The sequence below is a fragment of the Roseibium algae genome (assembly GCF_037783265.1).
In the GTDB taxonomy this organism is placed as follows: Bacteria; Pseudomonadota; Alphaproteobacteria; order Rhizobiales; family Stappiaceae; genus Roseibium; species Roseibium algae.
Window position 1 is genome coordinate 416,628 of the sequence record NZ_JBAKIA010000002.1, and the last position, 23,965, is coordinate 440,592.

Sequence of the window (23,965 nt, forward strand, 5' to 3'; positions counted from 1 at the left end):
AGGCTACAGAACGCTTCGCTGTTTTTGAACTGTCCTGTCTTCCAACAAAGCTTCCTCTGAGGGTCCTTTCAGACGCCGCATGCCAAGGCTAAGGATCAAAGCTGGCAAAAGCGGCGCAACCGGAATTCCTAACCAGATTGCGATGGGGCTTGTTGAAGCTGACAGGCAGATCACAATCGCCAGGATCATTTTTTCATATGGCAAAAACCCATATTTCAAACCCTCGCGGATCAAAAAAGCGCACGGTACAACAAGCAATGTGAGATCGTAGGACAGCCCGAAGGGCGTCGCCAGCAGAGTTCCGGCGATCAGAACCGGTGCTCGAACTACCATTTGCTTTGATCTGCTCCATGCAACCCAAACACATCCAAGCCCGCCTATGCCAACGGCGATCTGAGCGAGTATCGCGGAAGCATGACCGAAGTCGAACAAACGGACGGCACCATAGACAGAGATCATTTTTCCCCATTCGACGCCGCCCAATTCCATCATAGCAGATGCGACCGGAACCTGTTGCCAAAATGCCTGCCATGTCCCTAACCCGAGCGCAGCAAAACTTAAACCTACAAGCGCCAATGTCGCGACAGAGGCAGTCAGAAATATGCGCCAATCGCGTGCAGCAATCAGCGCTATCGGCACGAGTATCCCAAGTTGTGGCTTGATCGTCAGAATGCCCAGAGCGATCCCAGCCAATATAATCCGGTTACGCTCCATCCCTATAAGAAACAACGCATACAGCGAGGCTGTGAGCGCAGCGTTTTGGCCATGAAAAAGGTTGTTGCCGCAAGCCGGAATGAGAATAAGGCAGGCGGCAAGAAGCCAGTTCCCGGTTATCAAACGGCAGCAAAAAAACAGCAAAAATGTAGTCGAACCAGCGAATGCCACCAAAGCAGCCTTGTACGGCAATAGTGCAAAAGCGACCTGTAGCATTTGAAACGTCGGCGGATAGAAAAAACCAAAAATGACATCGGAACCCGAAAACTGCTTCTGGATAGCGACAAACTCTATCGGAATATAAGGCAGCTCAGGCGTGCCAAGCAGAACTTGTTTGCCAGCCAGCCAAAAACTAACGTAGTCGACCATCAGTGTCCTATTCGCCGACGTCTGGTCGTTCGGTATGAATAGAAACAAAACAAATGCGAGCAGATAGCCCACTGTGAGGCAAAGACAGGCGAAACCTATCCTATCCCAAGTGAACCAATTCCCATCACGTACCCAGCGATGCCAAAAACCGGTGTAACCGCCCGACACGGGCTCTTTCCCGATCCTGCTTTTTCCGTCGCTGATCATAAAATGATCTACTTCCTCAAAAGATGCTTAAAACTGCTATCCGACCAAAATTCGAAGTCAGATTACCTAAAAGGCATCGCTTTCCAAGGCTATGCAGATTAAGAAAATAAGCCAGAGGGACTGCGATTGCAGCAAGATTGTTTGACAGAACGAAAGGCTTGGCCAACAAGCTTGCCCCAATCAGAACGATTGCCTTTACCTCGAAACACGCCTCTGATCGCCAGGTTGTAATGACCGCCCCCAGTGCTGCAACATAAACTCACCCCAGAATTTTATTGATCCCCATCACGGCCACCATAAGAGCTGAGTTCTTGCAGATGTCTTTACGAGCTCATGCACCTCGCACCGGGCATACTTCCGAAAAGACGAGCGTTGATTGCAGGGAATGACTTTATTCGGGCAGCAAGTACTGCTATGTCCTGCGCCATGAACATTTGCTTCGCAATATTGAGAGATCCGTCGGGCCGCCGGTCTCTTCGAATTACCGGCCCGGCCTTCGGCTAACGCGAAATGCGGCGCCAAAGGACCGGGAGTTCCCCACGCGCTTGCGGCCATTCAAGCCGTTTTTCAAATTTTTATAGATGCCGCGCGCCGCACCGGCGCCCATCCGACCGGATCCTTTGAGTGATGACCGAGACAAAAACACGCGACTATTCCGAAACTCTAAACTTGCCGAAAACAGACTACCCGATGCGCGCGGGCCTACCAAAGAAAGAGCCAGAAATAATCGCGCGCTGGAAAGAGATGAACCTCTACGGCAAGCTGCGTGAAGCTGGCAGTGGACGTAGCAAGTTCATCCTTCATGATGGCCCTCCCTATGCCAACGGCAACATCCACATCGGACATGCGCTGAACAAGACACTGAAGGACATCGTCACACGGTCTATGCAGATGACCGGATGGGACAGCAATTACGTTCCGGGCTGGGATTGTCATGGTCTTCCAATCGAGTGGAAAATCGAGGAGCAATATCGCTCCAAAGGCAAGAACAAAGACGAAGTACCTATCAACGAGTTTCGGCAGGAATGTCGTGATTTCGCCAGTCACTGGGTTGAAGTTCAGAAAAAGGAATTTCAACGTCTCGGCATCGAAGGCGACTGGGACGCTCCCTATTTGACCATGCGCTTTGAAAGCGAAGCGGTGATCGCCAAGGAACTGATGAAGTTTGCCATGTCCGGCCAGCTTTATCGGGGGTCCAAGCCAATCATGTGGTCAGTCGTGGAAAAGACTGCGCTCGCTGAAGCGGAAATCGAATATCATGACTACCAGTCAGACATGATCTGGGTGAAGTTCCCTGTTGTAACGGCAGGCGGCAATGACGCTGAGGCTGTCGACCAACTGCTTGATGCTTCCGTGGTGATCTGGACAACGACACCCTGGACCATGCCCGGCAACCGTGCCGTATCCTACTCTTCACGGATTGACTACAGCCTCTACGAAGTTACGCAAGAAGGCTTGCCGGATGACAATTGGGTTCAGACCGGCGATCTTCTGATCCTGGCCGATGCACTTGCAGGCGAAGTGTTCAAGAACGCTAGGATCGAAGACTTCAAGCAGGTCCGCCATGTGTCTGCCGATGAGTTGGCGACAGTCACTGTGGCTCATCCTTATCGCGACCTGGATCTGGGGGGCTATCAATTCGACGTGCCGCTTCTGAACGGCGACCATGTCACCGACGATGCCGGTACAGGCTTTGTCCATACAGCACCTGGCCATGGCGCAGATGACTTTGAAATCTGGATGGCCAATGCAAAAGACCTTGAAGAGCGTGGCATCGACACGACGATCCCGTTCACAGTGGCAGATGATGGTTTTTACACCAAGGATGCCCCAGGCTTTGAAGGTCATCAGGTGATCACCCACAAGGGTGAAAAGGGCAAGGCGAACAAGGCAAACATCGAAGCGCTGAAGCAAGCTGGAAACCTGATCGGTCTTGGCCGGTTGAAGCACCAATATCCTCATTCCTGGCGCTCGAAGAAGCCGATCATCTTCCGCAACACGCCACAGTGGTTCGTTTACATGGACCGGGATATCGATGGCAAAGACGACACCCTGCGCAGCCGCGCCCTGAATGCGATCGACAACACTCGGTTCGCCCCGGCATCTGGCCAAAAGCGCCTGAGATCCATGATCGAGTCCCGTCCGGACTGGGTTCTGTCGCGTCAGCGCGCCTGGGGCGTTCCGATCACCGTCTTCATCCACAAGGACACAGCAGAAGTCCTGAAAAACGAAACAGTCAACGCCCGGATTTTTGACGCCTTCGCCACTGAAGGCGCAGACGCTTGGTACGCAGACGGAGCCAAGGAGCGTTTTCTTGGCAGCGATTACAAGCCTGAAGACTGGGATATGGTCTTTGATATCCTGGACGTCTGGTTTGACTCCGGCTCGACACATGCTTTCTGCATGGAAAAGCGCGAGGATTTGAACCCTACCCGCAAGGGCCTCGGCGGCGATGACTATGTCCTATATCTGGAAGGCTCGGATCAGCATCGCGGCTGGTTCCACTCCTCCCTGCTGGAAAGCTGTGGCACGCGCGGACATGCACCTTATGATGCGGTCCTGACCCATGGATTCACGATGGCCGAAGACGGCCGCAAGATGTCCAAGTCCCTCGGCAATCAGACTTTCCCGCAGGACATCATCAAGCAATATGGCGCCGATATCCTGCGCCTATGGGCAGCTTCCGCCGATTACGCAGAAGATCAGCGCATCGGACCGGAAATCATCAAGACCAGCGTCGACAGCTATCGCAAGCTGCGCAACACACTGCGTTGGATGCTCGGCTCCCTTGGTCATGCAACTGGCGAAGAAGTTGCATTTGAAGACATGCCTGAACTTGAACGCTTGATGCTGCACCGATTGGCAGAACTAGATGAGCTGGTTCGTAAAGCCTATTGGGACTTCGACTACAAGCGCGTGTTCCATCATCTCTTCTCGTTCATGACACTGGAGCTATCGGCCTTCTACTTCGACGTCCGCAAAGACGCACTTTACTGCGATGCAGGCTCGTCTGTTCGGCGTAAGGCTTCGCTTCAGGTCATTGAAAAGCTGTTCAATTGTCTCGTGACATGGATGGCTCCGCTGCTTCCCTTTACCATGGAAGAGACCTGGACATCGCACCACGGAGCTGCCTCATCGGTACATCTGGAACAGTTCCCTGAGGTTCCGGCCTCCTGGAAAGACGATGCGCTCGCCGCTAAATGGACAAAGATCCGCACAGTTCGCCGAGTGATCACAGGCGCTCTTGAAATCGAACGGCGCGAAAAGCGGATCGGGTCTTCTTTGGAAGCTCACCCGGTGGTGCATGTGACGGATGCGGACCTGATGGCTGCGCTTGAAGGCCGGGACATGGCCGACATTGCAATCACCAGCCAGCTAACTTTGAGCACGGATGAAGCCCCCGAAAGTGCTTTCACGCTCGACGACACGCCTGGTGTCGCCGTCGTGCCGGGTCTTGCCAGCGGCAAAAAATGCGCCCGTTCATGGAAGATCCTTCCAGAAGTCGGGAAGGATGCAGACTATCCGGATGTCACACCACGCGATGCCGACGCCTTGCGTGAGTGGGACAAGGAGAACACAGCGGCCTGACCGGCTGCCGTGTTGTTGCCTATGAGAGATGCTGAAACAGACATCGTTACAAACCTCCGGAGCCGATGGCTCTGGGGGCGTTTCAGTGGATTTGTCGCCTGGATCGCTCTGGCAGGTCTTGTTCTGGATCAGACATCCAAGCTCTGGCTCCTTTTCAGCTTCGATTTAGCTGCAAACGGGCCTGTGCGTTTGGCTCCATTCCTTGATATCGTTCTGGTTTGGAACCGTGGTATATCCTACGGTCTGCTTCAGCAAGATGGTGACTTAGGACGTTGGATTCTTGCTATTGCCACCATTGTTGCAACCGCAGCTCTGTGGGTCTGGTCCGTCCGGGCTGAAAACAGGTTTCTGGCCCTATCTCTTGCAATCGTGATTGGCGGAGCTATCGGAAACGGCATTGACCGGCTGGTTTATGGAGCAGTCGTCGACTTTGTCCATTTCCATGTTGGCAGCTTTTCATGGTACGTCTTCAACTTGGCAGATGTATGGATCGTTGCCGGTGTCGTTGGTCTGCTGTATGACGGTATCAAAGGCGGTCCAAATTCAGCCGCAAAATAAAAGTAAAATGCCATTCGGAATGTTTGAAAGTCGCAAGACCTTTCAAGTGCAACATGGCAGGAACAAGGAGTCCGGGGTGCTGCGGACGATTTTAAAGAACATACGTCAAATTGCGCTTTTGCTCACTGCAAGCGCTGCTTTGGCAGCTTGTCAGGCTGCGGACGGGACGTCACAGGCACCAGACACTGCGCTTGTTAATAGCTTGATGTCTGGGCTGGGTGCTGTTGATCCAAACGAAAAGCAAATTGAGTATAAGCCCCGCGCGCCACTTGCGATGCCTGCGAACGCAACGGCCCTGCCTGCGCCGGAAACACAAGTGGCCGGAAGCAAGTCTGCAGCATGGCCAACGAAAACAGGCAACAAAGACCTTGCCGAAATCAAAGCGGTTTATGCAGACGCCAAGGGCAGACACCCTGGCGTTCTCAGCCCTGAGCAAATGAGGGGCATCAATATTGCGGGCGCGAGCACATCCCGTAACCTTGCCGCTGAGACCCGTGATGAAGACATCATGACAGGCGAACGCATGACCGACGCAGAAATGCGCGCTCAAAATAATTCAGCCGCAGATATGACCAAACAGGCCAATGCGATCACCAATGCAGGTGTGCCTACACGCAGGTATCTCACCGACCCGCCAAATGCCTATTCAGTGCCGTCTGCCGATGCCCCAATGCCCGAGATTGTTAAAACCAAAACGGACGCATTCAAGGACGAGTTTGACAGCGCTCCACTGGACATGCGCTGCCTGGAAGAAAGTGGCGGAGAATGTCGCCGCGGGAATTAATTCCCACTCTTCAATAGAAGATTATCAAACCGCCTTACGGAAACGTAGGGCGGTTTTTTTGTAATCAACTAAGCGCCTCATTATTGTCTGTATGAAGATGACGGATCTTTAACGGGATGTTGGCGTGCTTGCGCACTATATTGAATGTTCAAACCTAGCTCGGCATCCTGTGAACCGATGTAAGCATAGGGAAACCGTTCATTTTCCGGAGATCTACGTGCGCACAGACGTCAGTCCATCCCGCAGAAACAAGCCAATCCTGCTTGCTCTTAGTTTTGCTTTTCTGAGTTCTACTGCGCCAGCATTCGCAACAGAACCGGCGAGCAAAACCCCTATTGCCCAGAATGAGAAAATCCAGATCGCCCCCAACTTGAGCCATTTTACGCTTGAGAACGGTCTGGAAGTGGTTGTCATTCCCGATCACCGGGCTCCAGTCGTCACGCACATGATCTGGTACAAAGTTGGATCAGCAGATGAGCCGGAAGGCCAATCCGGTGTAGCGCATTTCCTTGAACATCTGATGTTCAAGGGAACCAAAGACCATCCAAATGCTGAGTTCTCAACACTGGTTGCCGAAAATGGTGGCCAGGAAAACGCCTTCACAAGCACAGATTACACAGCCTATTTTCAGCGCGTTGCGAAGCAGCACTTGCCGTTGATGATGAAGATGGAGGCTGACCGGATGGAGAACCTGGTTCTCACCGACGAAATCATCGCGCCCGAACGCAATGTGGTCCTGGAAGAGCGTCGGAGCCGAGTGGACAGTGAACCAGGGTCCCGCCTTCGAGAGGCACTGACAGCGATTACCTTTGTCAATCACCCTTACGGATCTCCCGTCATTGGCTGGGAAAGCGAAATCGAAGCTCTCAATCGCGATGCGGTGATTTCCTTCTATGATCGGTTTTACACACCCAACAATGCCGTTCTGGTGATTGCCGGAGACGTGGACGTTGAAAACGTCAAAGCCCTTGCCGAGCAAACCTATGGCAAAGTTGCAAGGCGGGCAGAACCTGGCGAGCGCGTTCGCCCGACCGAACCTCCACTGTCTGGAGAAAGGCGCATTGCGGTTTCGGATCCACGCGTACGGCAAGAAACTGTTTCCTTGACCTGGATCGTACCAAGCCAGAACACCGCCGAAGGCCGCTCTTCTGAAGCGCTCGACGTGCTTGCCTATGTCCTGGGTGGCGGTGCTACAAGCCGCCTGCACAAGGAAGCCGTTCTGAACCAGAAGATGGCGATCAGCGCTGGTAGTTATTATCAAGGTAGCGCGCTTGATGATGGCCGTTTCGGCTTTTATGGCGCACCGAGCCCTAGCCACACTCTCGACGAGATTGAAGCAGTGATCCACCAGGAGCTCGACAAGGTGATTGAAACCGGCATTACCAAGGAAGAACTTGCCCGAGCCAAGCGGAGTATGATCGCCGATGCCATCTACGCGCAGGATAGCCAACAAAGTCTGGCGCGAATTTTCGGCAGCGCGTTGGCCACCGGGAGAACCGTGGAAGATGTGCAAACATGGCCGAGCCAAATTGAGGCAGTCACCCTGGAGGACGTCCAAAACGCTGCGCGAAATTACCTTTCCGGAATCCCAGTGGTCGGGCAGTTGAAATCCGAGGCCGAAGCGACCATTCCTTCCCCCACCGATAAAAAAGAAAAGTCCTGATCCATGCTGCATATTGCCCAGAAACACCTGTTGCGCGCGGCAACCATTGGACTGAGCGGCCTTGGGGCCCTTGGATTTACACCGCTTGCAGCACATGCCGTTGAAATCCAACGCGTCGTCAGCCCCCAGGGGATTGAGGCCTGGTTGGTCGAGGATCACACGGTTCCGATCATCGCCGTCAACTTCTCCTTCAAGGGTGGAGCAGCTCAGGATCCAGATGGCAAAGAAGGCGTGACGAGACTTCTTGCCTCCACTCTCGATGAAGGCGCCGGAGACCTCTCCTCAGAAGACTACCAGGCCCGCCTGGAAGATCTGGCGGTGAGCGTGAGCTTCGACACCGGCAAGGACTATTTCTACGGAACGATGCGCACCTTGGCTCCCACACGCGACGAAGCATTCGACCTGCTCAAGCTCGCCATTAATGAACCACGCTTTGATACCGTCGCAGTGGACCGCATGAAAACCCAACTCGCAGTCGGTATTCGCCGTCAAGACCGCGACCCAAGCAGCATCGCATCTCGCAACCTTCTCAAAGCCATGTTGGGTGATCATCCTTATACCCACCCAACAAATGGCACTGAAGAAAGCCTTGGCGCGCTTACATCAAAGGATCTCGCGGACCAAAAAGATCGTATTATGAGCCGTGACACTCTGAAGATCAGTGTTGTGGGCGCGATTGATGCCGAAACGCTTGGACCTCTCTTGGACAAGGCGTTTGCAAACTTGCCTGAGACAGGCGACCTCAAACCGATTGCCGACATCAAACCACTTGCGGGACAAAAGGTAACTGCGAGTTTGGATGTGCCACAGGCCAACCTGCTGTTTGGCTTGCCAGGCCTCACCCGCGACGACCCAGACTATCAAGCAGCCTTTGTGATGAACCACATCCTTGGCGGAGGTAGCTTCACCTCCTGGCTTTATGAGGAAGTTCGTGAAAAACGCGGACTGACTTACAGCACCGGCACATCGCTCTCGCCTTACGATGCAGGCGGATTGATGCTTGGCTCAGCTGCAACACGTGCAGATCGTGCTGATGAAACGTTGGCCGTAATCTTGGAACAGTTCGAACGGATGGCGACTGATGGTCCCAGCCAAAGTGAACTGGACAGTGCCAAACGCTTCCTGATCGGGTCTTACCCTCTTCGCTTCGATGCTTCGGGCAAAATTGCCCGTCAGCTTATCGCCCTTCAAAACGCAGAGTTGGGGATCGACTATTTTGATCGGCGCAATGCCGAGATCGAAGCTGTCACTCTTGAGGACGTTAAAAGGGTCGCAAAGCGCCTGATCGCTGGAAAAGTACCAAGTGTTTCAATTGTAGGGCCTTCTGAAGGCTGAACATTAGAAACGTCGCAGAAGCGCCACCCCTGGTCGGGTTCAATCATTCGATCAGGGGGGCAGCACTGTCAGAGCGAGCGCAATTTTATTATGCACGCCCGGTAAATTCAGTGCACTTTCCCAACTGCAACAGCTTTAAATTGAAACTCAGCCAGCCGCGCGTTTGCGTGCTGCTGGTGCCGGTGTGCCTTGAAGGACCTCTGCACGCACAGGACGCGGCGGTGAGAACAGATTGCCCTGCGCCATCCGGACTTCGTAATCCAGCAGCTCCAGAACCTGGGACTCAGTCTCCACGTGGTCTGTTATCAGCTCAATGCCATAACGGTGAAGCAAGTCACCGAAATCCGACGGATGGATATGGCCGTGATCGGTTACCCGGCGCCCAATCAAATAGTCAGCATTCAGCTTGGCGAATTTAAAGCCCTTTTGTGCCAGAGACTTAAAATCCATTTTCATATCGGTGATGCGATCAACCGAAAAACTGAAACCGATCTCGGACAGCGCGCTAAGGCTTTCCATCTCCATCGCACCCATTTCAGAAATGTCTTGCTGACTGAATTCAAAAATCAACACGTCAGCCAAATTCCGATTGGCCGTCACAAATTCAAGAAAGCCTGGAAAGAACGTTTCATCGACAAGTGACAAGGATGAAATATTGCAGAAAAGCGCTGCATTTCGATTTCGGGAAGTCAACCGGCGAACAACTTGAACCGATCGGAACAACAGCAGATTGTCAATCCGTGCGATCTGCCCCGAAAGCACCGCTTCGGGAAGAAATGCTGCGGCCTCGACAAGCTCTCCTCGGGAATCGCGAAGCCGAGTATAGGCCTCATAGTACTTGACCTGGCGTTGTGGCAACGTAACGATAGGCTGTAAGTGCAGTTCCACCCGATTGGCATTCAGCGCAGAGGTTATCAGCTCTCGCATAAGCGGATCTGATACGGGAGCAACCTCAGGTGCATCTGCTAACGACGCCTCGGCTTGCTCAAACATACCGCCAGCTTCTCTGTCGGGCATGACCTGATGAGACGCCTGTCGGGAAAGCTGTTCCGGCTCCCGCACCTGCGGAGGCACTCTTGGTGCCTCGTGGCTAGAAGCAGGATGATTGGCAGAACCGTAACCTGGATCTTGTTGATAGCCTTGTTGTGCAGGCGGTGGAGCTGTCTGATAAGAAGGTTGTTGAGCGTAGTTGCCAGCATAAGGCTCACTGGCCTGTGGAGTTCTATAGTGAGGCAGCTCAGGGTGTGCAGCCGGCGAAGCTAGTGCTTGCTGATCGTCGACCCGGTTCTCCAAATCAGACATGGCTTCCGCCATCTGTTTCACCAGCGTGCCCAAAACCTCGACTTCGGCAAACAAGGGATCAAGTTCTTCCCGTGTTCGCCGCGGGACCGCATATTCAACACCAGTCAACCGGCCTTCCAGATTGCCAACATCATCGTCGAGCTCGGCCATCCGGTCTTCAAGCCGATCAACGGCATCGCTCACAGCAGTGCGATCCCTCCCCCGGCTAACCAGAAGGTGTAGCAGTATCATTGTGCACATTAGCGCCATAGCAAGAGACACTGCTTCTCCAAACGGCCTCTCGAACTGGAAAATCAGCACAGCGGAAACCGACATTGCAATAATGCCCATGCAAATAGCTATAAAAATGCTTGCTGTGCGCCCCATGGCTGCCGATGGCTCTCAACTCGAATCACAAATTTGAGGTTAATCATGCCTTAAGAACTGATTGTCTTCGAATCCTATCCCAATCCCTTCGTGATTTAGATGGGTTGTCCCCCGATATGGCGAGAAATGGCCCCTGAACAAGGTAGTTTTCAAAAGGCTGAAGCAATATCGGCGTGTTAATTACTCATGGGCAGCAAACTCAGAGACACTGAATACCTGACGTAGCGTCCTCAAATGCCTCTTTGCCCCTCACCCCTTCCGAAAGCAGTCGCTTTTGCCCTACAAGCCGAAGTCCAACTTTATACACTCGTTTACCATCCCTTAAGCATCGGCTAACGGCTAAAAACAGTTTTTTAGCTTCTTCAAAAGAGCCCTGTCCCCGGCGTTATCTAAGAGTTGACTAGCTTGCAGTACCCACCTCATTCCTATTTTAAGAGATATGACAACGCTTTGTTTACCCTGTTCATAGAATGATTGGTTTGCCGGATGAAACTCTGACCGGTCCGAATCAACTCAGCTCAGAGAGACGGGGGACGCCCAGCAATGGGGAGTATAGAGGGTCAAATCAGACCTATGATGTTACGCGTTCTGGATAGTTCGCCCGCAGAAGCAGTGCGAACCGCAGCTGTGAGTGGAAAACTCTCAGTCGAGTGCCTGGACCCAACTCTCTACAGCCTGTCCGAGCGATGCCTGGAGGATCTTTCCAGGGACAACACCGATGTTCTCATTCTCGATCTTGAAGCCATTGGCGGAGAAACAGCTCTTGAACCCTTCGCGGTTCGCTGCCCCTCCACTGTGATCATAGCCATTTCTGCGCAAGGTTCAGTATCTCGAGCTGTCAACGCAATGCGCTCAGGGGCGCATGACTTCCTGACCAAGCCATTTTCTCTGGATGCATTGGCATCCAAGATTACCTTTCAGTTGGACCAGCGCAAACCATATCTATCCGCCCAGAAGTCCAAGCTTACGATTGAGCAAGCATCCAAACCAGATGTGACACCAACATCTAGAATAACAAACGCTGCATTGGATCAACTGATTGGCAAATCCTTGCCAATGCAGACCGTGTACGAACAGATTTCCCGCATGGCGCCCTCGCAAGCTCCCGTGTTTATCACCGGGGAATCCGGCACTGGTAAAGAACTCTGCGCCAACGCCATACACAACCTCTCCGACCGCCGCGACGAACGTATTGTCACGATCAACTGCGCCGCAATCCCAAAAGACCTGATCGAGAGCGAAATTTTTGGCTATGTTCGGGGAGCATTCACCGGGGCAACGGACAATCGCGCTGGCGCTGCCGAACAAGCTGACGGAGGAACGCTGTTCCTTGATGAGATTGGCGAAATGGATATTTCGCTACAAAGCAAGCTTCTGCGCTTTCTGCAGACAGGTACGTTTCAGAGGCTTGGTGACACAAATAGCCGCCAAGTAGACGCCCGGATCATCTGCGCTACCAATCGCAATCCATTGGCCGAAATCGCAGCAGGCCGTTTCCGCGAAGACCTTTATTACCGACTTCATGTCTTGCCCGTTCAGCTACCGCCTTTGCGGGACCGCCGGGATGACATCATGGACTTGGCTAATGTGTTCCTGCAGCGCTTTGCTGGAGAGGAAGGACGCAGTTTCAAAGGCTTTGATGCGGATGCTGAGGCGCGTCTTCTCGCCTACAACTGGCCTGGCAACGTCCGGCAGCTTGAAAACACCGTTCGGCAAATGGTTGTGATGAACGAAGGCCAATCCGTCACTCTGAATATGCTGCCGATGCTGATACGAGACCCATCCGGTCGCGGTGCCACGATTATTGACCTGTCCCGTGAACGGGCCAGAGCACAACCGATCGCACGCCCGTTTGGAGCAATCGAGCCACTTTGGGCTCAGGAGCGCAGGATCATCGAAGACGCTCTCGATGCCTTCGACGGTAATATTGCCATGGCTGCCGCCGCACTCGAGATCAGCCCCTCCACGATCTATAGAAAACGCCAGTCATGGCTGGAGCGAAGCTGTTAACTGGCTTCGCGTTTACTTCACTGAAGTCATTTCCTTGTGTCTAAACTCAACTAGGTCTATATCGGCTTGCAACAAGTTGAAAAACATGACGGTTGGGCATGCGTAGGGGTTCGCACTATGATGGCAGGTAATATCGCAAGATCAGCTTTTCGTGCAGCTGTATTTTCATTTTCAGCGATCATAACGACGGCATCATTGGCAGAGACTACTTCTGCTTCTATCCCTGCTCCATCCTCAGAACTTCTTCAAAGCATCCAAACATTGGACCGCGCTTGGGATGCATCTGACTTGGGCTTCACAAATGCAACATTTGCCGTATCCCCTGCCACTGGCTATGGACAATATCAAAAACGTCCATCCAATGTCTTCACTGCAGACGACACGCTCACCATATATGCAGAGCCTGTTGGTTATGGTTTTGAGAAGACAGAAAACGGCTATCGGCACGACCTTGAAGTCAGCTATAGCCTTCTGAACATGACAGGCCAGGTTCTGGCGACGCAGTCCTCCTTCACACGATTTTCGGGTGAAGCTCAAGATCGCAAACGGGAACTTCCGACGAACCTCAGCTTTCAGTTTCAGGGCCTGCCAACTGGACATTACGTGATCGAAGCTGCATATGCTGACAAGCTCAGCGCAAAAACAGCCACTTTGTCATTACCATTTGCAATCGAAGCTGCCGAATGACAGAAACAACCTGACGGCCTAATACGGTTCAGCGCCTAACCGATCTACCTGCAAGCCAACGGTCGCGTTGGGCGTGAGAACACAGCAATTGTTTACCACCCCACCAAGGCGTTGAGTCAATTTTTGCGGGTTTGGCATTGACAAATTAGAGGCTCAATCCTACATCCAACTCGTCGTTAGCACTCGCCCTAAGGGAGTGCTAACAGGCCTAGCGGGATAAGCCCGCACGATCATTTGTAGACAAATTATCATGCCCGCACGCTGCCTAAAAGGTTGGGGGCGTGCCACATGAGAGGAAAGAGCAAAATGACATTTCGTCCGCTGCACGACCGTGTCGTTGTTCGCCGTGTTGAGTCTGAAGAAAAGACCGCCGGTGGCATCATCATTCCGGATACTGCCAAGGAAAAGCCGCAGGAAGGCGAGATCATCGCTGTTGGTAACGGCGCTCGTGACGACGCTGGCAAAGTAGTTGCCCTCGACGTCAAAGCTGGTGACCGCGTCCTGTTCGGTAAGTGGTCCGGTACCGAGGTCAAGATCGACGGTGAAGACCTGCTGATCATGAAAGAATCCGACATCATGGGCGTGATCGCTTAACAAAGCGAACCCTCCTGATATCCTTTCAAGTTCTATGTAGAAGTGAGACGTTTTATGTCTGCTAAAGAAGTAAAGTTCGGGGTTGAAGCCCGCAACAAGATGCTCAAGGGCGTCGATACACTTGCAAACGCCGTCAAGGTAACACTCGGCCCTAAAGGTCGTAATGTTGTTCTGGACAAGTCCTTCGGCGCTCCACGCATCACCAAGGATGGTGTTTCCGTTGCCAAGGAAATCGAACTTGAAGACAAGTTCGAAAACATGGGCGCGCAGATGGTTCGGGAAGTTGCTTCCAAGACCAACGACATTGCTGGTGACGGCACCACGACTGCGACCGTTCTTGCGCAGTCCATCGTTAAGGAAGGTGCCAAGGCTGTTGCTGCTGGCATGAACCCGATGGACCTGAAGCGCGGCGTTGATATGGCTGCTGCTGAAGCTGTTAAGGCCATGGAAGCTTCTTCCAAGCCAATCACCACATCTGCTGAAGTTGCACAGGTCGGCACGATCTCCGCAAACGGCGACGCGCAGGTCGGAAACGACATTGCTGAAGCAATGCAGAAAGTCGGCAACGAAGGCGTCATCACTGTTGAAGAAGCCAAGTCGCTCGAAACCGAACTCGAAGTCGTTGAAGGCATGCAGTTCGACCGCGGCTACCTGTCTCCTTACTTCGTCACCAACCCTGAAAAGATGCTTGCTGACCTGGAAAAGCCTTACATTCTCCTTCACGAGAAGAAGCTTTCCAACCTGCAGGCAATGCTGCCAATCCTGGAAGCTGTTGTTCAGTCTTCCCGTCCACTGCTGATCATTGCAGAAGACGTTGAAGGCGAAGCTCTTGCCACACTCGTTGTCAACAAGCTGCGCGGCGGCCTTAAGATTGCTGCTGTCAAGGCTCCTGGCTTCGGCGACCGTCGTAAAGCAATGCTCGAAGATCTTGCAATCCTGACCGGTGGTACAGTGATTTCCGACGATCTCGGCATCAAGCTGGAGACTGTCACTCTCGACATGCTCGGCACTGCTGAAAAGGTCGCGATCACCAAGGAAACAACAACCATCGTTGATGGCGCTGGTTCCAAGGATGACATCCAGGGTCGCGTTGGCCAGATCAAGGCGCAGATCGAAGAAACAACTTCCGATTACGACCGTGAAAAGCTGCAGGAACGTCTTGCCAAGCTTGCTGGCGGTGTTGCCGTGATCCGCGTTGGCGGTGCTACGGAAATCGAAGTTAAGGAAAAGAAAGACCGCGTCGACGACGCCCTGAACGCGACCCGTGCGGCCGTTGAAGAAGGCATCGTCCCTGGCGGTGGTACTGCTCTGCTTCGTTCCAAGCTCGCAGTTGCCAAGCTTACGTCCGACAACCCGGACATCATGGCTGGCATCAAGATCGTTCTACGTGCTCTTGAAGCTCCGATCCGTCAGATCGCCGAAAACTCCGGTGTTGAAGGCTCGATCGTTGTTGGCAAGATCCAGGAAAACGACGACGCAACATTCGGCTTCAATGCGCAGACCGAAGAGTTCGTCAACATGATTGAAGCTGGCATCATCGACCCGACCAAGGTCGTTCGTACAGCCCTTCAGGACGCTGCATCGGTTGCTGGTCTTCTGATCACCACCGAAGCCATGGTTGCTGAACTGCCTAAGGACAGTGCTGCGCCTGCAATGCCTGACATGGGCGGCATGGGCGGCATGGGCGGCATGATGTAAGCTGCCCGGATCCTATCCGGACTATTGAAAAGGGCGGTCTTAAGACCGCCCTTTTTATTTGATCAACAAACAATCAAAGCTGCAAATCAGCTTTCGAAGGGCCGCTTAATCCCGTGCAGGGATATTCACCGCTGCAACGCTTGCCGGGCGGGCTTCACAGACTTCCTGCCAGCGGATGACATTGGCAAAGTTCTCCATGCCGACATGCTCACCTGCTTCATAAAATCCGGTGATCGTGCGCGCCCAAGGCCAACACGCAATATCAGCAATGCTGTAATCTGAGCCCATGATGAAATCGCGTCCCTCAAGGCGCTTGTCCAACACCCCGAGCAGACGCTTTGTCTCATCACGGTAGCGCTCAAACGGCCGACGATCCTCATAGTCCTTGCCGGCGAACTTGTGAAAGAAACCAAGCTGTCCCGGGATTGGCCCAAAGCCGCCCATTTGCCACATCAGCCACTGAACTGTCTCATGGCGTTCGGCTGCATCAGACGATATGAATTTTCCGGTTTTTTCGGCCAGATACAAAAGGATAGAGCCGGATTCCCAAAGTGCCAAAGGTTTTCCGCCAGGCCCATTAGGATCCAGAATTGCAGGGATCTTGTTGTTGGGATTCAGAGACAGAAACTCAGGCGTCATCTGGTCATTCGTTCCGAAATTGACGAGATGTGGCTCATAAGCAAGGCCAGTCTCTTCAAGCATTGCAGATACCTTGACGCCATTGGGCGTTGGCAACGAATAAAGCTGAAGCTTGGTCGGGTCGCTCGCAGGCCATTTTTTGGTAATGTCGAATGCACTTATGTCAGACATATGGAATCTTTCTCCGCCTGGTGGAAAGGAAATCGGTCAGCAAATGGACAAGGTATTGAATTCGCTGAATGGATCAGATTAGAGATGATAGCGCTCTCAGCAACACTTCATAAATAGGATTGAGGAACTTACAACTGAGTATGTAAGATCCAGCTTGCAGGTTCCAGCCCATCGTAACCAGACGATGCGTGGTAAAGACAATATTTTCACTCAAACCGGCTCTGCCGGAGATATACAAACTACGCTCCCGGCATGACGCTCAATGACGAGCCGCCTGACAGCGACAGGAAGCCGAATGACGCTTGTTACCGATCACGAAGCCCGCATCGAGAAACTGGAAACAGATCTCGCCTACGCCAACCACACGATTGATGAGTTGAACCAGGTGGTCATAGATCAGGGCAAACAGCTCTACAGGCTGACCCGCAAGATGGCTGAAATGACGGATCAGGTGGAAGACCTGATTGAAAATGCCCAACCTGGCAACCCAAGCGAAAAGCCGCCGCATTATTGATCCGCAAGAGCTGCTCCCTTTCACTTTGGTTTAACTTCACACATTTCTCCCGGATACCATCATGAAGAATACCAACATCCTTCTGACATCACGTCCAACTGGTTTCCTTGGCGCCAATAATTTTGCGACCCAGACAGATGACCTACCCCCGCTTAGCGACGGGATGGCACGGGTTCGGGTTGTCTATGTCTCCCTGGATCCGGCAATGCGAGGCTGGGTATCGCCTGCGACAAACAGCTATTTGCCGCCTGCTCCACTCAACGAGACCATGCGGTCATTGGGTGTCGGCGTCATCTGTGAAAGCCGCTGCGCGCACTACACAGTTGGCGATTGGGTCTCCGGCTTCACCGGATGGACTGACTATCTCGACATTGAGCCTGGCAAATTAAGCATCGTGCCACAAACAGCATCCATGGAAGACTACATGGGCTTGTTTGGCCTTGCTGGTGCAACCGCCTATCATGGCCTCGTCAAGGTTGGCGAACCCAAAGCTGGCGAAACTCTCTGCGTGACAGGCGCTGCGGGTTCTGTCGGATCGATTGTCGGTCAGATTGGCAAGGCCCTTGGAATGCGCGTTGTCGGGATTGCTGGCACTCAAGAAAAATGCGACTGGCTTGTCAATGAGCTGGGGTTCGACGCTGCCCTGAACTACAAGACAGATGACCTTGACGCAGGCCTCAAATCCTTTGCCCCCGATGGCATCGACGTCCACTTTGAGAATGTCGGCGGCAAGCCCTTCATCGCGGGCCTGGACAACATGAAGGCTTTCGGTCGAATCGTTATGTGTGGGTTCATCTCGGTCTACAATGGCGATACTCCTGAAGAAATGCCTGACATGACTGCCGTTGTACGCCGACGCCTTACGCTAAAGGGCTTCGTCATGCCGGATCATTTCGACACCTTCCCCGAAATTTTCTCCGCTTTAGGAGCCATGTTCGCAAAAGGGCAGATCAAGTATCGGCTTGATATCGTCGATGGTTTGGAAAATGCCCCAGCTGCCCTGAATAAGCTCTTTGATGGCAGCAACAAGGGTAAGCTGGTGGTCAAGGTCTCGAACCCTTAAGGCACCCAAGTGTGGCAAGGCCCATTATGATCTGCAAGAGCGATTAGGGTTCGGCCCCTAATCTGCTTCTAGAAAGTCAGTTTTCCGCTTACTCGGCGCATGCGGCAAACACTTGCCTTGACTATTAAGACATGTCATAAGCCCGCCATCATCAAGAGAAGGGCTGGCGCCCTCGCCAACCTGCCTTACCGGGCAAGGTGGTCCCCGCCAGGGATGCGGTCGACTGACATCGAGAAGGACAACCTTCTTGATAAAATCGGCAACCAAGCGGTTTCAATTACCTTTCGCGCCAGTTCTCCTCGGGAAACCGATGGAGGATTTATGTCTAAGGACCTGTTTTCAAGCCAAACTGCCAAACTCGTGCAGCTGTCCAACGCGGTACTCGCCAATGCCTCACCCGTACGAGAAGATAAAAGCGCTTGGGAAGATGCTGCTGAAGATTGCGTTTTGACGCGGATCGACAGCATCCGGATTTTGGGTGGCCTGCCAACTCATCAACCAGCGCTGGAGAGGCCTGACAGGCTGTCCAGGCTGGAGGCGCTTCTGGCCTACTGGGCGAATGGCTGCCCATTCGTCGTGGATGAGCGCCTCTTCGCAGATATCCTTAAACGGCGCAGGCTGCTGCGCTGACCTTCGGTCTCACCGATACAGCCACAAGAGCCAGCCGCCACATTTCGCCAATCATTCAAAGGCGGGAGCATCCTTAGGCACCGGACACGGCTTGCCATTCTCGTCGACGCAGACCATCGTAAACATGGCTTGGGTGACCTTTTCCCGATGGCCATAGCGATGTCTGAGAACCCATGCCTCCAGTGTAATTTCCATGGAGGATCTGCCCACGCGGCCAACATGGCTATAAATACACAGCACATCACCGACATGAACCGGACGGATGAACTTCATCTTGTCAACGGCAATGGTCACGACACGGCCACCTGCCCTTTGTCCAGCAGCGATGCCACCGGCAAGATCCATCTGTGACAACACCCAACCACCGAAGATATCACCAGACGCATTGGTGTCGGCCGGCATTGCCATTGTGCGCAGGGTCAAATTACCCAATGGTTTTTCTTCACTCGTTGTTGTTTCTTGTTCCGCCAAGATCGAATCTCCCTACCTGTCTATCTAATTAGATAATAGACGAATTTCCTGAAAGTATTCTTTCATCGCATCGTTATCAGCAGAAACAGAAGAGCGGGAATTCGCGCAAGATCATCAGATTACCCTCAAAGGGTGGCTGCCTGTTTAAGCAGGTCTGGCTGCTCCAGGCAGTAGTAACCAGAGATACGACTGATCGTCCCGGCGCGCTTCCAGTCATTGAGAACCCGGCTGACATTCTCACGCGCAGCGCCTGCCATATTAGCGATATCAGCCTGACTTAGCTTATAATGGATAAGCACACGGCCATCTTCCAGCGGCTTGCCGAATGTCTCAGACAGCTGGAGCAAGGTTTGAGCAACACGTCCTGGAAGGGGCAAAAAGGATCGGGCTGCCAACACGTCATTCGCCTGGCGCAACCGCTTTCCAACAATGAACAGCATGTGCCGATAGACTGCCGGGTTTTCATCTGCAAACCGCTCAAAGGCAGCTTTCTCGATAAAGGCCAGATGAGCGGCTTTCAAGACACTCACAGTCGCAGATCTGGGCCGTCCATCCAGAAGAGCCAATTCACCGACCAAATCGCCTGGCCCCAGAACAGCAAGCAGCTGTTCATCCCCATCGACTGACATGATCGAAACCTTAAGCGATCCTTCAAGAACCCCGTAACATCCATTCCCCGGGTCGCCACTTTCAAACAGGATCGTCCCAGCAGAAATTTTCATCGGACGTGCAAGGGCGGCAAGCTTATCCGCCAAATCACTCGACAGCCCCTCTAGAGAAAAGCTGTTTTGAAGAAATTCATGAACTACGGCCAACGACTTGCCCTTCCGCGAGCATTTCCAGTTTAAGCAGATGAATTTGCTCTAGTAACCGTTTCCCAATTGGGAACTGGCCACCATCATCTCATTTGTGACCCAAATCACATGCATTTTAAAAAAGCAGACCTATATATATACAGATGGGAGCGGAACCCAAACCGCTCTCAGACCTCCCGAAAAACGGTTCCGCTCCCCGCAGGAACCGTTTTTTCGTTTAAAGCCCCATTGCAAAAACAAAGCAAGCAATCCACACCCAAGCCAGCACTCTAATTGAGAAAGACATTTGTCTCATCAAGTGTCCTGAAAAAGCGAAGGCTGGATAGAACTTCTTGTTGGCATTCACGGATTGCGATTTTCTTTAGCGTTTCGTCTCGCCTCAAGCGATCATCAGCGATACCCGGCAGACAGGCAATGAACGTCATATCTGCAAGGCCATCGAAATGATGGCGCAGAAAGTCGTGCAGTTGTTCAACATCATCGGTTTCCGGTAAAGGAGGGCCCCATGGCAGCACGCTGAAGCCTGCTTTGGACGCGATCCTTTTGACCCGCGCGGCTTGCAATCCCCTTGGGACAGAATTCACCAGAACCGGTTGTTTTGAAAACTCCGCCTCGCTCAGCGTCGAAACGACCAGCTTCACGATTGCTGTCCGGTCCAACAGCCCTTCACGCACAGCAATGAAATCAGGATCGCAATTCATTCGAGACCGATAGGCATCAATCTGGGCCTGTATCTCGCCCTTGATAATTTCATCCGGTAACAATCGCAACATCGCCCTGCGTTCAAGGGATGATCTAGACGGCATATCGGCTCCAAAGAGGGCTGCCATGCGATGACTCAAAGGACGAACCCTGTCACCTGACAGGGCAATTGTCAGTCCAACCATGGCCTTGTCTCCCAAGGTGGAGGCAACTTCCTGGATCGGTTTGAACTCACGTGACCACAAATCCGTCGCCACCATGCAACCAACCGCGCTCAGTCTGCCATCAAGAAGAAGATTACGCAGAGTTCGATCAACACCAAAGGCGAGCCCATAGTCCAATGCGCCCAAAGTAATTCTTTTCATGAAAGCAATGCCCGGTGAAACCTGCGAATAACCACTTCTATCCCTGCTGCATCGGGCAGAATATTTCAAGCTCTCAAGCCAAATTGATATATGGCGTTATTGCTTTTCACCTGCCGCTATGTGTTCCAGAGGCTGGGGTATTGGTTGATCAAGAAGATAGACAACAAGGTTTTCCAGAAAGACCCCCTTGGCCATTCTTGGCAGAACAGCAACACGGCGAACGGTACGAAAGGTCTCAGCTAACAACGCACTGCGGTCGCGTCGCTCGGTGGTCACGTAAAGGCCTCGGGTTCTGAACAGCGCCTCATCTACGTCTGCCTGCATCGCATATCGAATGCGCTCATTCAGCTGCAGAACCGGCAGTTCATCTTTCAAGAGAAACGCAAGCTGGCCATTCAGGCCATAGCCGGTCGTGGCGACATAGCCAGCACCTTCAGCCGAAGCGATCTTCGATACGCTCTCACCGATCTCTGGCCAACCGCGCAGCTGAAATGTTGGATCCTTTCGCGCCAATGCGCCGCTGATCGGTGACACAGCATGGATCTGAACCACAACAGCCAATGCAACGCCCAGCCCAACACCGGCGAATGCAAGATATCGCCATGATGGCTTTACAGCCCCGGCAACGAAGACAGCAGCCATGAGGGCGAACGTGGGAAACAGGGGAGCTGGCCAGTTGGCCTGAACACGCGCATGAAGGGAGTGAACCAGCAGATAGGCAAGAAACGGCAGCACCGTGAGGATCAACAGAGCTGACGCGACATCCCCTCGCCAGGCTTTTCGGCCGAGATATCCAGCCCCCAGAACAGCCGGAATGGCGATCAGTGGATTGGCAAGGCCGAGCACGGCGCCAATGAATTCGAAAACATATTTGGCTGTAAGTTCGCCTCGACCTGCCCGACCGAACTGCTTGTAAAAGCTCACCCAGTCATGAAGATGATTCCAATAAAGCACTGGCGCGAAGCACAGCAGCGCGATGGCACCGCCCACCCAGAGCTGCCAACTGCCAAACCAGCGGCGCGCTGTCGGCACCAGGATCAGCCAGAGCGCGATCCCGGCTCCCAGGAACAGAACTGAATATTTCGATGCCAGCCCCAGCCCGGCGAACAGGCCCACAGCCAGCCACCAATTTGGCTTTTGCGAGGTGTGAAGTTCTGCGAGCGCCCAGAGCGCAAGGCCCCAGAAAAACACAGAAGGCGCATCGGGCGTGGCGAGAATGCCGCCGACGCCGACCAGAATGCTGGCATTCAGAAACAGAACCGACCAGCCCGCAACGATCCGATCGAAGAGGATATCAGCCGTACGCCAGAGAAAAAACGACCCGAATGCGCCTGATAGCACAACAATAAGACGAACGCCCAGGATGGTATCGCCAAACAAAGCCTGCCCGGCCCATATCCACCACCCGATCATCGGCGGGTGGTCAAAATATCCAATTGCTGGCGACAGACCCCAAAGCCGGTAATAGGCCTCGTCCTCGACAAAATGCGCGTTGGCCGCAGACCACAGCTTCAGCAACGTCAAGGCTACAACAAAAAGACAGAGAAATGACGGCCTCAAATAGACCGGCAATGCTCGTGGCTCAGTATGCTTTTGCATCAGCTCAGTTCTTGCGCCAGGTCAAGGCGGAGCTGGCGGCGTAATTCCAGACGGCCCCCATGACCGCCCCGGCAGTGCCCGCAAACCACCAATATGCCGGATCCAGATAGACCAGATTGGCGACGCCAACATTGGCCAGCACACCCACGCTGCACACAGCATAGAAAGTCAAAAGACCTTGGACGGCTTTCCATCCATGCAGACGCCGGTCCCGGTATGTCAGCTGATTATTCAAAAAGAAATTCGACGTCATCGCAACAAATGAGGCAGCAGTCTGGGCTACGTTGAATTCAAATGCCCCCATCACCATAAACATCCGCAGAGCCGCCAGATGAATGACAAGGCCGCTTGCACCAACCATGCCGAACATCAGGAACCGGACTGAAACTGCATTGCCAAAATATTTGGCCAGCAGCAGGCCAAAGTAATCGAGCGTAACCAGCGTATCCAGTTTGCTCTCGCCGTGTTGGCGTTCCCGGAACGTGAAAGGCAATTCCTTGATGCGAAGACTACCGCCAAAACTCGACACGATATCCAGAAGGATCTTGAAGCCCTGGGCAGAAAGCTTGGGCGCAATTTCTTCTGCTTTTTCACGGCGGATCATGAAGAACCCGCTCATTGGATCACTCAGTGTTACGTTCAGGAGTTTCTGAGCCAGGGAATTGGCAATGTTCGATCCCCAGGCCCGCATTTTGGAAAGGCCTTCTCCTACAGTGCCCCCGTCTACTTTCCGACTGGCGACAACCAGATCCGCTTCGCCAATTCTCAGCTCTGCGATCATCTGGGGTAGAAGCGCCTCATCATGCTGCAAATCTGCATCCATCACGGCGACAAAAGTTGCAGAGCTGGCCAGCATGCCTTCGATACACGCGCCGGACAACCCACGGCGACCAATGCGTCGGATCACTCGGACCTTGGGGTCCTGGCGCGCAATCTGGCGGGCCGTTTCAGTCGTACCATCAGGTGAATTGTCATCGACGACAATGACTTCCCAATCGATTCCGTGCAGCGTCTTATTCAGCAGTTCTATCAAGATCGGTATGTTCTGTGCTTCGTTGAATGTCGGCAATACAATGCTGAGCTCAGCCGCGCGCATTGTTGATGGCGCTGGAGTACCTGCA

The 23,965-nt window shown here is 53.2% G+C and carries 20 protein-coding genes and 1 riboswitch; of the genes, 12 read left to right on the forward strand and 8 right to left on the reverse strand.

Annotated features, from left to right (window positions below; genetic code table 11):
- Positions 1-3: 3 nt before the first annotated feature.
- Positions 4-1,083, reverse strand: coding sequence for a glycosyltransferase family 87 protein (locus tag V6575_RS05620; RefSeq protein ID WP_340273165.1), 1,080 nt, complete (start codon positions 1,081-1,083; stop codon positions 4-6).
- Positions 1,084-1,917: 834 nt separating this feature from the next.
- Between V6575_RS05620 and ileS the strand changes: the two genes are divergently transcribed.
- From ileS to V6575_RS05645, 5 genes are all read left to right on the forward strand, one after another.
- Entirely contained in the window at positions 1,918-4,878 is a 2,961-nt protein-coding gene (gene ileS, locus V6575_RS05625; protein WP_340273166.1) for an isoleucine--tRNA ligase, read from the forward strand.
- Positions 4,879-4,899: 21 nt separating this feature from the next.
- Positions 4,900-5,436, forward strand: coding sequence for a signal peptidase II (gene lspA / locus V6575_RS05630; RefSeq protein WP_340273167.1), 537 nt, complete (start codon positions 4,900-4,902; stop codon positions 5,434-5,436).
- Positions 5,437-5,512: 76 nt separating this feature from the next.
- A complete protein-coding gene (locus V6575_RS05635) occupies positions 5,513-6,220 on the forward strand; it encodes a hypothetical protein (protein WP_340273168.1) in 708 nt (235 codons plus the stop codon).
- A 217-nt stretch (positions 6,221-6,437) separates the two neighbouring features.
- Positions 6,438-7,883: a M16 family metallopeptidase gene (locus V6575_RS05640; protein ID WP_340273169.1), complete on the forward strand. Its 1,446-nt coding sequence runs from the start codon at positions 6,438-6,440 to the stop codon at positions 7,881-7,883.
- A 3-nt stretch (positions 7,884-7,886) separates the two neighbouring features.
- The gene (locus V6575_RS05645; protein WP_340273170.1) at positions 7,887-9,218 is read left to right on the forward strand and encodes a M16 family metallopeptidase; all 1,332 of its coding nucleotides are present in this window, start codon (positions 7,887-7,889) and stop codon (positions 9,216-9,218) included.
- A 147-nt stretch (positions 9,219-9,365) separates the two neighbouring features.
- Here V6575_RS05645 and V6575_RS05650 read toward each other — a convergent pair whose 3' ends face one another.
- Entirely contained in the window at positions 9,366-10,835 is a 1,470-nt protein-coding gene (locus V6575_RS05650; protein WP_340273171.1) for an EAL domain-containing protein, read from the reverse strand.
- 594 nt (positions 10,836-11,429) lie between these two features.
- Between V6575_RS05650 and V6575_RS05655 the strand changes: the two genes are divergently transcribed.
- The 4 genes from V6575_RS05655 (at position 11,430) to groL (ending at position 15,875) form a co-directional block, all read left to right on the forward strand.
- Entirely contained in the window at positions 11,430-12,896 is a 1,467-nt protein-coding gene (locus V6575_RS05655) for a sigma-54-dependent transcriptional regulator (protein ID WP_422785523.1), read from the forward strand.
- A gap of 117 nt (positions 12,897-13,013) precedes the next feature.
- The gene (locus tag V6575_RS05660) at positions 13,014-13,583 is read left to right on the forward strand and encodes a hypothetical protein (protein ID WP_340273173.1); all 570 of its coding nucleotides are present in this window, start codon (positions 13,014-13,016) and stop codon (positions 13,581-13,583) included.
- Between the two features lie 306 nt (positions 13,584-13,889).
- Positions 13,890-14,177 carry a co-chaperone GroES gene (gene groES / locus V6575_RS05665; RefSeq protein WP_340273174.1) on the forward strand — a complete coding sequence of 96 codons (288 nt, stop codon included), beginning with the start codon at positions 13,890-13,892 and terminating at the stop codon, positions 14,175-14,177.
- 54 nt (positions 14,178-14,231) lie between these two features.
- Positions 14,232-15,875 carry a chaperonin GroEL gene (groL, locus tag V6575_RS05670; RefSeq protein ID WP_340273175.1) on the forward strand — a complete coding sequence of 548 codons (1,644 nt, stop codon included), beginning with the start codon at positions 14,232-14,234 and terminating at the stop codon, positions 15,873-15,875.
- A gap of 105 nt (positions 15,876-15,980) precedes the next feature.
- On the opposite strand, the gene V6575_RS05675 is transcribed toward groL, so the two are convergent.
- The gene (locus V6575_RS05675) at positions 15,981-16,685 is read right to left on the reverse strand and encodes a glutathione S-transferase N-terminal domain-containing protein (protein ID WP_340273177.1); all 705 of its coding nucleotides are present in this window, start codon (positions 16,683-16,685) and stop codon (positions 15,981-15,983) included.
- Between the two features lie 295 nt (positions 16,686-16,980).
- On the opposite strand from V6575_RS05675, the gene V6575_RS05680 reads away from it, so the two are divergent.
- The 3 genes from V6575_RS05680 (at position 16,981) to V6575_RS05690 (ending at position 18,892) form a co-directional block, all read left to right on the forward strand.
- Positions 16,981-17,199, forward strand: a complete 219-nt coding sequence (locus V6575_RS05680; RefSeq protein ID WP_340273178.1) for a SlyX family protein — start codon at positions 16,981-16,983, stop codon at positions 17,197-17,199.
- Positions 17,200-17,260: 61 nt separating this feature from the next.
- A complete protein-coding gene (locus tag V6575_RS05685; RefSeq protein WP_340273179.1) occupies positions 17,261-18,262 on the forward strand; it encodes an NADP-dependent oxidoreductase in 1,002 nt (333 codons plus the stop codon).
- A 143-nt stretch (positions 18,263-18,405) separates the two neighbouring features.
- Positions 18,406-18,518: riboswitch (SAM-I-IV-variant riboswitch) on the forward strand.
- A gap of 65 nt (positions 18,519-18,583) precedes the next feature.
- Positions 18,584-18,892 (forward strand): hypothetical protein, encoded by a 309-nt coding sequence (locus tag V6575_RS05690; RefSeq protein ID WP_340273180.1) that lies wholly within the window; start codon positions 18,584-18,586, stop codon positions 18,890-18,892.
- Positions 18,893-18,943: 51 nt separating this feature from the next.
- On the opposite strand, the gene V6575_RS05695 is transcribed toward V6575_RS05690, so the two are convergent.
- The 5 genes from V6575_RS05695 to V6575_RS05715 all read right to left on the reverse strand — a co-directional run bounded on the left by V6575_RS05695 (position 18,944) and on the right by V6575_RS05715 (position 23,940).
- Positions 18,944-19,300, reverse strand: a complete 357-nt coding sequence (locus V6575_RS05695) for an acyl-CoA thioesterase (protein ID WP_340273358.1) — start codon at positions 19,298-19,300, stop codon at positions 18,944-18,946.
- A gap of 188 nt (positions 19,301-19,488) precedes the next feature.
- On the reverse strand, positions 19,489-20,178 hold the full coding sequence (locus V6575_RS05700; RefSeq protein ID WP_340273181.1) for a Crp/Fnr family transcriptional regulator: 690 nt from the start codon (positions 20,176-20,178) through the stop codon (positions 19,489-19,491).
- Positions 20,179-20,447: 269 nt separating this feature from the next.
- Positions 20,448-21,245 (reverse strand): ChbG/HpnK family deacetylase, encoded by a 798-nt coding sequence (locus V6575_RS05705; RefSeq protein ID WP_340273182.1) that lies wholly within the window; start codon positions 21,243-21,245, stop codon positions 20,448-20,450.
- A gap of 96 nt (positions 21,246-21,341) precedes the next feature.
- On the reverse strand, positions 21,342-22,844 hold the full coding sequence (locus V6575_RS05710) for a glycosyltransferase family 39 protein (RefSeq protein WP_340273183.1): 1,503 nt from the start codon (positions 22,842-22,844) through the stop codon (positions 21,342-21,344).
- Positions 22,845-22,848: 4 nt separating this feature from the next.
- Positions 22,849-23,940, reverse strand: a complete 1,092-nt coding sequence (locus tag V6575_RS05715) for a glycosyltransferase (protein ID WP_340273359.1) — start codon at positions 23,938-23,940, stop codon at positions 22,849-22,851.
- Positions 23,941-23,965: the final 25 nt, after the last annotated feature.

Excerpts from the sequence above, each read along its gene's own strand:
- V6575_RS05620 (WP_340273165.1), bottom strand. The coding sequence starts at position 1,083 with ATGGTCGACTACGTTAGTTTTTGGCTGGCTGGCAAACAAGTTCTGCTT.
- ileS (WP_340273166.1), top strand. The coding sequence starts at position 1,918 with ATGACCGAGACAAAAACACGCGACTATTCCGAAACTCTAAACTTGCCG.
- lspA (WP_340273167.1), top strand. The coding sequence starts at position 4,900 with ATGAGAGATGCTGAAACAGACATCGTTACAAACCTCCGGAGCCGATGG.
- V6575_RS05645 (WP_340273170.1), top strand. The coding sequence starts at position 7,887 with ATGCTGCATATTGCCCAGAAACACCTGTTGCGCGCGGCAACCATTGGA.
- V6575_RS05650 (WP_340273171.1), bottom strand. The coding sequence starts at position 10,835 with ATGTCGGTTTCCGCTGTGCTGATTTTCCAGTTCGAGAGGCCGTTTGGA.
- V6575_RS05655 (WP_422785523.1), top strand. The coding sequence starts at position 11,430 with ATGGGGAGTATAGAGGGTCAAATCAGACCTATGATGTTACGCGTTCTG.
- V6575_RS05660 (WP_340273173.1), top strand. The coding sequence starts at position 13,014 with ATGATGGCAGGTAATATCGCAAGATCAGCTTTTCGTGCAGCTGTATTT.
- groES (WP_340273174.1), top strand. The coding sequence starts at position 13,890 with ATGACATTTCGTCCGCTGCACGACCGTGTCGTTGTTCGCCGTGTTGAG.
- groL (WP_340273175.1), top strand. The coding sequence starts at position 14,232 with ATGTCTGCTAAAGAAGTAAAGTTCGGGGTTGAAGCCCGCAACAAGATG.
- V6575_RS05675 (WP_340273177.1), bottom strand. The coding sequence starts at position 16,685 with ATGTCTGACATAAGTGCATTCGACATTACCAAAAAATGGCCTGCGAGC.
- V6575_RS05680 (WP_340273178.1), top strand. The coding sequence starts at position 16,981 with ATGACGCTTGTTACCGATCACGAAGCCCGCATCGAGAAACTGGAAACA.
- V6575_RS05685 (WP_340273179.1), top strand. The coding sequence starts at position 17,261 with ATGAAGAATACCAACATCCTTCTGACATCACGTCCAACTGGTTTCCTT.
- V6575_RS05690 (WP_340273180.1), top strand. The coding sequence starts at position 18,584 with ATGTCTAAGGACCTGTTTTCAAGCCAAACTGCCAAACTCGTGCAGCTG.
- V6575_RS05695 (WP_340273358.1), bottom strand. The coding sequence starts at position 19,300 with ATGGCAATGCCGGCCGACACCAATGCGTCTGGTGATATCTTCGGTGGT.
- V6575_RS05705 (WP_340273182.1), bottom strand. The coding sequence starts at position 21,245 with ATGAAAAGAATTACTTTGGGCGCATTGGACTATGGGCTCGCCTTTGGT.
- V6575_RS05710 (WP_340273183.1), bottom strand. The coding sequence starts at position 22,844 with ATGCAAAAGCATACTGAGCCACGAGCATTGCCGGTCTATTTGAGGCCG.
- V6575_RS05715 (WP_340273359.1), bottom strand. The coding sequence starts at position 23,940 with ATGCGCGCGGCTGAGCTCAGCATTGTATTGCCGACATTCAACGAAGCA.